We start from the raw sequence: 10,759 nt of genomic DNA on the forward strand, positions 1-10,759 counted from the left end.
GAATCTGGTTCTCGTTTTCGAAGTCGCCGGTGCAAACCCAGACCCGCTCCTCGAACCGGTCCCAGAAGCAGCCGTGCACGTGACGGGCCCGTCCGGCCGGGAACTCGAAGACCCTACTCCCTAAAATCTTAGACAAAATTACCTCAAACTTTTAGCCAAATTGATAGTGTTTTCTAACATTAGAAAGAATCTTCCAGGTGCAAGACATTCCAGCTGGGAAAGTTACCAAATCTCCTTTGGCAATTTGAACTGGTTCACCGCCATCTGGGGTGACAACTACTTCACCCTCTAGCAAGTAACAAGTTTCTGGATCATCATAAGTCCAGGGAAATTCCGAGACTTCCTTTGTCCAAATTGGCCAATTTGAGACACCTAAGTTATCAAGATGCTCTTCGCTAGGACGTTCAATCATAATCTTATTGATATTGGTCGGTTTAGACATACTTTTGGGATTTTAACCGTTTTCAGTGGTAAGCTTTCATTTTCATCAAACCAATCAGCTAATACCCATAACCTGATAGCTGATAGCTGACGGCTGAGAGCTGACCGCTGAATGCTTACATCCTAATCATATAGGGCATCGAGCAAAAACTTAGTAATCTCACTTTCCTCCATAGCTGACAAAAGCTTAGTGTCCGCAATGTCTAACTTAGCGCCCGCAGCATGTAAATCATCATCTAAAGCCGTTAGAAAACCTCGAGTAATCGGGTCTTCTCCCACTTGGGCAAACATCACACCCAGTTCTTCCTGAGAATCCATCTTCTTAGTTGCTGCAACTAGTAATTTTACTACAGCCATCCGTGGCTTTGGTTCACTATCCAGGATGACGATAATAATATCACCGTTTTCTTTCGTCTGCTGGCGGGATTTACGGCTAAAGTGATCATCAATTGCCACTTTGAGCGGCTCAACCACATTGATGCTGTCTGAACCATAGGGCTGCTCAAACAGGTCAACTAATGCCTGACTAGTGGTGTTGTCATATTTTTGATAGGGAGTAGATGCAATGTAAATAGTGAGTCCGTCTGGATCGAGTTCCTCACATTTCTTTGCCAAGGCGATAATAGACTCCTGAGCTAGCAACCACTGCTTGTCTAGTCCAGGCAGGGTTCCAAAGGTTTTAGAGGCATTTCTTGCCAGAATTATGGTGTAGTCTCGGTTTTGCAATAGGTCTTGAGACACAGTTATCCTCTGATCTCCATTAGGATCTTATCCTAAGTTTTCCCAGAAATCCTGATCAGATCCAATCAGGAGTTGGGAGAGTCTAGTTGAAAATGTTCTTTTTCTATAGCTAAGTAGTCGGAAACAATTAACGTTAACTGTTAAGACTTGAGAAGTTCGGGTCTCGGAATAGGGAACAGCAACGGTTTGATAAAATTCAAATTTATTAACATAGTTTAAAAAAAATTTATAGCGTTTCTCGTAGTAATGATATCTATAGCAATTCTAGGACTTATGAGGTACAAATATCTAGGTTTTAGGGAGCAGGGAGCAGGGAGCAGGGAGCAGGGAGCAGGTAAGAGAAACCCACCCCTAACCCCTCCCAGGAGGGGAAGGCAAGAGCCAATATTCAAACAATTATGTGTACCTCATGAGTCCTAAAAACGTTATAGCAATTCTAAATCATTTGTAAAATCAGCAAAATCACAATTTTGGCGCTTTGTAGGCAGGGTTTACTGCAACCGTTACCCTTGCATCAATCCATAGGTCTGTTAGTTCCTATGAATCAGGGTAGGCTATTGAATTAAACCCCGCTCGGGTAAGCACTGACTAACATAATTGCGCTTGTGAGGGGGAAAATCAGGATTGTCCTCTGATTACAGCAATTCAACTGATGTTTCCTGATTTTCTGCCCTCCAATACCCAGCAGCTAGTTGAGTCTAGCTCAATTGTTCTTGCTCAAAGTATCCAGCGTCAAGCTATCTCAACTCCCCTGAGCCCACAGGCCATTGCCACAACTTACGTTAATCAGGGTAAGGGTGGCACGCCGATTCTGTTACTCCATGGCTTCGATAGTTCCCTGCTAGAATTACGCCGCTTGCTACCACTGCTGGCTCAGGAAAATGAAACCTGGGCAGTGGATTTGTTGGGTTTTGGGTTTACGGATCGCATGGCAGGGACTCCATTTAGTCCCAATGCGATCGCAACCCATCTCTATTATTTCTGGAAAACCCTGATTAAAACACCAGTCATTGTAGTCGGAGCCTCGATGGGAGGTGCAGCGGCGATTGATTTTACCCTCACTTACCCCCAGGTGGTTAAACAGTTAGTATTAATAGATAGCGCTGGCTGCACCAAGGCTCCCCCGATTGGGAAGTTCTTATTTCCTCCCTTAGGCTACCTAGCCACAGCATTTTTGGCTAATCCCAAGGTAAGACAAAGTATAAGTAAAAACGCTTACTATGATAAAGGTTGGGCCTCTGAAGATGCCCGAATTTGTGCTGCATTGCACCTAGAAATGCCTGGTTGGAATCAAGCCTTGATTGCGTTTACCAAAAGTGGTGGTTATGGTGATTTTGGAGATAAGCTGGCTCAGATTAGCCAGCCAACTCTAATTTTATGGGGTGACCATGACCAAATTTTGGGCACTGCTGCTGCTAGCAAGTTTAAGGATGCGATCGCACAATCTCAATTAATCTGGATTAAAGACTGTGGTCATGTGCCTCACTTGGAACAAGCTCAAGTTACTGCTGAGCATATTTTAGAATTCGCCTAGAATTCCGGCGTTGGTTAATAATGGAATGATTTTAAGAGTTTTGTGGAATGGGCATCTTGCCCGTTCCTGATATTTGGGGGCAGGCAGGATGCCCACCCCACTCCTATTCATTCCCTAATTCAGCAACGCCAGAATTCGTAAGCATTCAGCTATCAGCCATAGGCCAAAGAGCTTTATTTTAAGCTGACAGCTGACAGCTGACGGCACCTCAAGTAGCATGCGCGTAGCGCATATGCTTACAAAAATATATAGCGTTTCTCGCAGTTATGAGGTACAGTATTCTTTGAGGTTGATTCCCTATCTTGATGCAGCGCATCCCTTTTCAAGGTTACCTCTTATCTGTTCCCTGTTCCCTGTTCCCTGTTCCCTAAAATCCAGCAATTGTGTACCTCATAGCTATGAGAATTGCTATAGCATTTTCAATTTAGATTTGAAAACGCGATCGCATGTCCAACATACCAGGGAATATTGGGATAAGCTGGTTCCAGGGGCATGATTTTATATCCTACAGAGTCAATAAACATCTCAATGGTTTGATTCTTGAGTTTAAAGGACTCTTGATTACCATCATCTACTTCATAAATCAGGATGGGCTGATATTCTTTAATAGTTTCAATCATCCCCCTTAAAACATTAATTTCTGCTCCTTCCACATCGATTTTCACGACCGTTGGGGGTTTCAAAGTCTTTTGGGAAACCAAATCATCAATAGACACAAGGTCAACTGTCATTTCACCCCTGAGATCTGGAGGTGTACCCGCTGTAGCTAAAGTAGCTCCCCCTGAATGATGGGCCAGCAACAATTCTCCGGTTCCGGTTGATTCAGAAACGGCTTGTGGGAAAACAGTAACATTGGAGAAGCTATTAAGCTCCACATTCCGTAGAATAATGTCAGCATTGTTTGGAACTGGCTCAAAAGCATAAACCTGTCCAGATGGCCCAACTAGCTTTGCAGCAATAATAGTAAAAAAGCCAATATTGGCACCGATATCATAGAAGATATGATCACGGTTTAAGCAGCTTGCTAAGGCGTTCTGAAGCGGAAGTTCATAGGTACCACGTGCAAAATCAGGATTAGAACCATCCCCATGGAATTTTAGTCCTGCACCTACTCCATTGTTAAGGGTTACCTGTTGATTGCTTAAATTCATTAGTCTAAACCTTTGCTACAAAATTTTGAAATACACTTCCTGTATCATTTCCCCATTCCCAGTTAGCGACAATCCCAACTCGATTAATTCTAAGACGCGCCGCATCTGGATAAACATCTGTCAGGGCACGATACAATACTGGTTCATCATTGATGAATATCATGTAATTCATGCCGTCAAAAATCATGCGGAGCCGATGGGAGACCCCCCAGGAAATGCGTTTACCCACATTTGTCCAGACAGCATCAAATAATTCTTCAAAGCCATTGAGATAGAAAAAGGAAGACATTGAAGCACCACCGTAACAGTCATCTAACCAGTTATTGATAGTGATATAATTGTCAGCATCTTGCCAAAAGATAAACCCTCCACGACCTTTTTCTCCCTGTCCTCGTCTAGTTCCAGGGGGAGTAATGTCTACCTGTAAATCCGCTATTTCTGGGTGATCCCAATCAATGGTGTAGGCAGTGCGACCTGGATTAGGATGCTTAGCATCAGCTTGGACTTTGGCTGTACTATTCCCAGTCAGCTCAATTACCCCTAGCCCAATATTCCGATGCCAGACTTTGCTACCACTAGTGGTGGTTTTTCCGATCAAGTCCCCAGCTGCACCAGCAAAATCTTCAGTGATAGCCATTTCGGTACCCTCTACTACCCAAGGGGAGCCCAGGTCGAGTTCAGACGGAATAGGGATAGTGCGTGGGTGAGCCTCAAAGGAGCGAAAATACAGACTATTATTAGGGTTAATCCCACCGATGCCAACACCGGTAGCGTTTTCCAGGCGGGTATCTGTAAAGCACTTATTAAAGACCAACTTGCCATTGAGATACAGGCTGAAGGTCTTACCATCATCGAATATCTGTAAAGAGTTGATCGCTCTTGGCTGTAAATACCATAGATCGCTAACAGCTAAACATTCCCAGCTATCATGGTCTTGAATCATAAGTTGACATTTGTCCCCGTCTGCTAGGAAACTCCAGAATTGGTTTTTATCCTGAACACGCCACAAAATGCGGACTCCAGTTATCTGAGTAGAGGTTTCGACCAGCAAATGGATTAGCCCAGAGGGTGTGGGACACTCCAACATAGCGACGCTATCCGGTTGAGTGGCTCTAGCACCATCAGGTGTTAACTCATAACTTCCTTGAGAGACACTCCAGAAACCACCCTTGTCCGCTTCAGCACCATCTAGCAAACCATCACCAATCAGGTCATCTGCTGCCTGAGCTGTACCGTACCAGGTGGCGATATCTGAAATTTGGGCTACATTAGCGCCATAGATTCGCGTATCGACTTCAAAACCATTCTGTCCCAGAATACTTTGGTATACACCAGCATATACTGTGGCATCATCATTGAAAGAATCAATAGCAATGGGACGCATGTTAGGGTAAGCAGCAAGACCATGAGCATTAGGAACAGAAGCAGCATAATAGGCAGCTCCCTTTTCCCGCAGAACTACGATGTAATAAACCTGGAGATTTTGTAAGCCCCTAAATGCTGAGAGCAGATACCCCCCCAACCGAGTCCACAACTCTCCATTTTCTGCCCCAGTGGCATGAACAATAAAGGCACTTCCCTCTGCAGTCGCGTCAACAGGAACTTCCCTGGGGAACCAACCCACTGCCAGATTCTCATCAATATTTGGCAATTTAAACGGTTTGAAATATCTGGAAATTCTGGAGGTACTACGAATCCACCATAGGAGCTTTCGCAACATCCTGCTTTTTCCCTGACTGGAAGTCCAACGCAAAAGTCGTTTAGCCGGTTTATCTGTCTCAGGACCAATCATCCACCGATGGAGTCGTTCTGTCAGGGGCTCAATCCTTTCCGTCTGGGATGTATTATGACCATTGCTCAGAAACACTGCAAAGGCAAGTCCATTGGTACGGGTGTACGGACCATAAGCAATGCCCTGTCTGCCCCACGCAGGTTTGAGCAGGGGCTGGAGACGTAATGCGCCATTGTCAATCCCAATCAGCTTTTCGACATCTATACCCTTACGAACTGCACCACTGGGAGTTTTAGTACCAATGGTTTTACCTGCACAACAGTTGTCTGAGAATGTGTCTGTGAAGGATTTGTTTACTAAATTTTCTGGTGGATTTAATTGTTGCATGTTGTTGCTTAATGTTTATATAGTGTTTTAAATTGGGTGAGGTACTTTCATCCTAGGGAGTAGGGAGTAGGGAGTAGGGAGTAGGTAATAGGGAATATATAACAGGTAACAGTAGGAAAGATCCTCGAGTTTTTTTTGGTGTTATGCTAAATAAGCAATGTCAAACCCTATCGGGTGTATCTCACTTTTGTAAATTTTGCGTAGGGTGCGTTAGGGGTGGGATTGCCCTGATTTTCCGCCTCTTCGTTCCTGGTTGAAATAGCCCACCCCGTAACGCACCACCCGCTCAAACAGCTTTTAGGAGATGCACCCAATCCTATCTCACCTGCTCCCTTGCTTTCAGAACCATTAAATTTAAATGAAGACCAGCTTAGATGATAGCTGACATTGTCAAGAACAACAAAAAAAATAAAATGGATATATGATGTCCCATATATCCAGAACTGATATGACTGACTGATAAAGGTCTTGAACACTCTTATTAATTATGATTTCATGATTATCTTGAATTAAGTTGCCAAATTGGCTAATTTATCGCTATTTTTTAGACAATTTATAAATTGTGATAGGTACAAATTCCAGGGTTTTAGGGAGCAGGTACTTCGGAGCAGGTAACAGCGGATCTGGGAAAGGGGAATAGATAACAAAAATATGTCTTAACCTTTACTTAGAAGGCTATAGACGGCTATATAGTTATTAAATAGGGGTAAAACAGCACAGGCTAAAAATCAAGTGCATTGTTATATAAAATTTGAAGTCTATAGCAATCCTAAATGAATTGTTATAATTTTTGTTCCCTACTCCCTACTCCCTACTCCCTACTCCCTATTCCCTTTGCTATAGCGTTTATTATAACTATTCAGAATTATGAGTCAAACTATATCGACGAAATAATTCATAGTTTTGAAAAAAACAGTCTAAAAACTCCCCGTCTGACACATCCCTCAGGGTTAGCCAGCGTGGATGATTAATGAGTTGTTTCATTTGAGATTGATGTTGGTCTAGGGCAGTACGTTTGATCTCAAAAACATCACCAATATAGACAGATAATCTAAAATCATTCAGTAAACTAAACCCTGACATGATGGTTTTTTTAAAAAAGGAGACTAGGTTTGGTCTACTCCCTTCCACCCTTGTCCAAGGCCAGTGATTCCAGAACCATATAGGATACTCATAAACTGTCACATCAAATTTAATTGTTTTGAGTGCAGCTACGACAATTTCATTGGTAGCATTATGGTCAGATACCCCATCGTTGTAGTAGGGAATAAAAATTTCTTCAGGCAGATAGTTAAGAATAATTTTTGCAACGTTTTGGATAGCCAAATTTCTGGTTTTATCTAATGTTCCATCCTTGAATTCCAGAAAGCTGACATCATGCTGTTGCAGACCAAGTTTTTGAGCGGCTGCTAAGGCTTCATTAGCACGTATTGATTTTACTTGATTTTCTGGAATTAGATGAGCATGAGATTGACATCCATCTGTCATAAAAACAATTTTTACATCGGCTCCGGCTTGCTTTTTACGGATAATTGTTCCACCACAGCCCAGGGTTTCATCATCCTGATGGGGTGAAAAAATAATCGCCGAGCGTCTTAGATTATTTCTGTCATACTCAACTCTGGTTCTATGGATTAGAAAACGATAAAACTGGCGGACCAGAGTTTTTAAGGATAATTTATTGTTCATTTTTAACTTGTCACTTGTTACTATTCCTTGTTCCGAAGTTCAACAGGGTGCATCTCATTTTTGGTGTTTGAGCCGGTGGTGCGTTACGGGGCGGACTTTCCCAAGGCTGGCTACGAGGCTGAAAATGACGGCGAGCCCCCCTAACGCACCCTACGCAACTGATAGCTGATAGCTGTTGGCGTAGCCTGCGCGTAGCGCATATGCTTACCTTTCAAAGAATAGTCTTGTACTGCTTGACTAAATCATCAACAACTTTCTCGAAAGAAAATACTTCAACCGCTCGCTGATGTCCAGCTTGTCCCATGGATGTTCTAAGTTCTTGGTCAGAAAGAAGTTGCAAGATGGCGTCTGCTAAAGCATCAGCATTACTCCGTTCAACCAGCAGACCTGTCTTAGCATCTTCCACAATCTCGGGAAAAGCACCAGCTTGGGTAGCAATAACGGGAAGACCTGCGACCATAGCTTCCACAATTGGCATCCCAAATGCTTCGTGACATACTGAGGGAAATACAAAAATGTCTGCCTGCTGATAATAATTGACTAATTTTGATTGAGGAAGGGAGCCAGTAAAGGATACTTGGCTGGCTAGATCAGCACCAAAGTGATCATTTAATTCGGACAGGTATCGTCTCACGTAACCTATCCAACTTTCATCACCGTAGAATGACGCTAATTCTGCGACTTTGGAGTCATCACTTAATCCGACAATATAGTCGTAGGGTAATGCACCTACAGGACCAACGAGATCAAGTTTGGTTTGAGGGCAGCGCTCGAGCACTTTTTTAAAAGCCTCTAATAAGACATGGGAGCCTTTTTCTGGAGATACTCTCCCCACGTACAGTAATCGTTTAGCAGGATTGTTGGTGCTGCCATTTTCCTGATTATCGTTGACATAGAAATTCATGAACCGATCAAGGTTTACCCCATTAAAAACCGGCTGACAGCGCTCGGCAAATTTAGGAAAACGCTGGCGAATCCCTTCTGTGATATACTTACTAGTACCAATAACTAAATCTACCTTACTAAGCCGCTTTTCTAGAATTTTGTGATCCAGTTGGGTCAACCACTCACAATGCATGTGCAGGGCAATTTTTATTCCTGGGTTCAAGGCTCGTATCACTGGAATAAACTGAGATAAGTTGTGAATGTGAACAACATCACATTCCTGTTTTATCAAGTCATTGGCTACCTGTAAAATATATCCGAGGTAATAGAGTTGGGAGCCAAATATAGTACGTTTTTGATTCTGGAATCCTGGAATTTTTTCCAGATAGTTTAGCAGTTTTTTATCCCGACCTATGGGAATATATCGATAATCTACTCCGTCATGACTTGCCGTATTAAAGCGTTCTCCTGGTGTATAGACAATAACGTCACCATCTTGAACTAAAAGACGCACGAATTCATAGGTCAAAATCCCGATGGAATCCATCGGGTTTGGAAACGATGTCATCACAAAGGGTTGACAGATAAATGCTATCTTTAATCGTTTCTTAGAATCTGCTCCGTTTAATTGATGATTTGATTTGTTGTTTAATTTATTTTGCTCTCGGTCAATCCTAGTTAATTTATGATGCACTAACGTGGTGTAGACTTCGTTGTTACTGGGATTGAGTTTGAGGACTTTGTGATAGGATGCGATCGCATCATCTAATTTGCCTTGTTCCTGCAGAGCAACTCCCAAGGTATAATGACTGTTGACCAAGTCTGGCTGTATTGCGATCGCTTTCTGGTAGTAAGCCACCGCAGTCTTCAAATCGCCCCCTTTTTTCCGAGTAACCCCCAAATCGTGATTTAAGGCAGCGTAGTAAGCGTGTTTTTCTTGGGAAAGCTGCCCTTGAGCATAGAGAGCATTACCCAAATTCACATCAGCTTCAGCACAGTTGGGCTGAATCTCCAAAGCTTTTTGATAGCATGCGATCGCATTTTCCCACTTGCCTTGTTGTTGTAGAGCATAGCCAAAGTTGTTGTAAAGCGCTACCGAGTTAGGCTGTAGGGCTAACGCTCGCTGATAAGCTTCCACTGCTTCTGACAATTGACCTTGAGCTTGACGCAAATTGCCTAAACTGAACCAAGCCTTGAAAGACTCCGGATTTACAAGGAGGGTTGTATTGAAAAACTCCTCAGCACTTTGGTACTTACCTATCTGTTGTGCTAGCATTCCTAACCCATACAAGGCATCTGGTTGGTTAGGTATTGCTGCTAGAATCTGACGATAAACTTGCTCAGCTTCGACCAAGCGATTGGCTCGATGATATTGAAGAGCAACTTGAAGTGCTTCAGAAAGTTGTGTCACTGTTGTAATCCTCAATTTTTAGTTTTTAATTGGTAATTGGTAATTGTATAGAGTTGTGAACATACTCGCGCTTGGGTATTGGCAAGAGGCAAGAGGCAAGAGGCAAGAGGCAAGAGGCAAATTTTAATCAAGTATTTAGGGATTTTTAAGAACACCAAACAATCCTCCAAGCTCTTTCATTCTGCTCCCTACTCCCTGCTCCCTGCTCCCTCTTATGTTCATAAATCAAATACAAACGCTATATCTAACTAGGGATAAGCAAAGTAAAAACTTTCTGAACTATGATTCAACATAATCGAGCGCAACTTTGAAGCAATCTCATCCCGTAGGGGAGCAGCTTCGGCTTGAGTCAGCCAAGTAAATAGTTTCTCCACAGCTTGAGGAGACGGATCAATTTTGAGTGCCTCTTGGAGCAGACGAAACGCACCAGCAAGATTCCCAGCCTTTAGGGGAATTACCATATGCTCTAGACAATAATTAAAGTAATGGTTACGAGCGTTGGCTGTAATTGCGGCACAATGCTCAGCAGGAAGATAGCTCTCGGAAATTTCAATCCCCTGGCGGATAGACGTTGCTTGAGCTCCAGATAATATCAGTTCACTGGTCATATTATTATCATGCTCACGGTAACGTGCCAAAATATCGCCTTCGTACCACCAATCATAAAAACTAGCAATACGCTTATAAAGTTCCCAATCAGGAGTATACGTGTTCCCCGGATCGTAACACCCCAGATGTTCATGAGTAGAGCGACGAATCACAACTGCACAGGGATTCAATACATTAGA

The 10,759-nt window shown here is 43.0% G+C and carries 7 protein-coding genes and 1 pseudogene; 1 reads left to right on the forward strand and 7 read right to left on the reverse strand.

Annotated features, from left to right (window positions below; genetic code table 11):
• Positions 1-151: 151 nt before the first annotated feature.
• A complete protein-coding gene (locus F6J94_RS22780) occupies positions 152-442 on the reverse strand; it encodes a cupin domain-containing protein (protein ID WP_293044399.1) in 291 nt (96 codons plus the stop codon).
• Positions 443-564: 122 nt separating this feature from the next.
• Complete coding sequence (locus tag F6J94_RS22785) at positions 565-1,182, reverse strand: hypothetical protein (RefSeq protein ID WP_075897081.1); 618 nt, start codon at positions 1,180-1,182, stop codon at positions 565-567.
• 652 nt (positions 1,183-1,834) lie between these two features.
• Here F6J94_RS22785 and F6J94_RS22790 point away from each other — a divergent pair.
• On the forward strand, positions 1,835-2,716 hold the full coding sequence (locus F6J94_RS22790; protein WP_293044402.1) for an alpha/beta hydrolase: 882 nt from the start codon (positions 1,835-1,837) through the stop codon (positions 2,714-2,716).
• Between the two features lie 419 nt (positions 2,717-3,135).
• On the opposite strand, the gene F6J94_RS22795 is transcribed toward F6J94_RS22790, so the two are convergent.
• The 5 genes and pseudogenes from F6J94_RS22795 to F6J94_RS22815 all read right to left on the reverse strand — a co-directional run.
• Positions 3,136-3,867, reverse strand: coding sequence for an FkbM family methyltransferase (locus F6J94_RS22795; protein WP_293044404.1), 732 nt, complete (start codon positions 3,865-3,867; stop codon positions 3,136-3,138).
• Positions 3,868-3,871: 4 nt separating this feature from the next.
• Positions 3,872-5,986, reverse strand: a complete 2,115-nt coding sequence (locus F6J94_RS22800) for a nucleotide-binding protein (protein ID WP_293044406.1) — start codon at positions 5,984-5,986, stop codon at positions 3,872-3,874.
• Positions 5,987-6,841: 855 nt separating this feature from the next.
• Positions 6,842-7,675: a PIG-L family deacetylase gene (locus tag F6J94_RS22805; RefSeq protein ID WP_293044408.1), complete on the reverse strand. Its 834-nt coding sequence runs from the start codon at positions 7,673-7,675 to the stop codon at positions 6,842-6,844.
• A 211-nt stretch (positions 7,676-7,886) separates the two neighbouring features.
• On the reverse strand, positions 7,887-9,971 hold the full coding sequence (locus tag F6J94_RS22810) for a glycosyltransferase (protein WP_293044410.1): 2,085 nt from the start codon (positions 9,969-9,971) through the stop codon (positions 7,887-7,889).
• Between the two features lie 248 nt (positions 9,972-10,219).
• Positions 10,220-10,759: pseudogene (locus F6J94_RS22815) on the reverse strand (glycosyl transferase family 2); the annotation flags it as partial.

Source organism: Moorena sp. SIO1F2 (assembly GCF_010672755.1).
Classification (GTDB): Bacteria; Cyanobacteriota; Cyanobacteriia; order Cyanobacteriales; family Coleofasciculaceae; genus Moorena.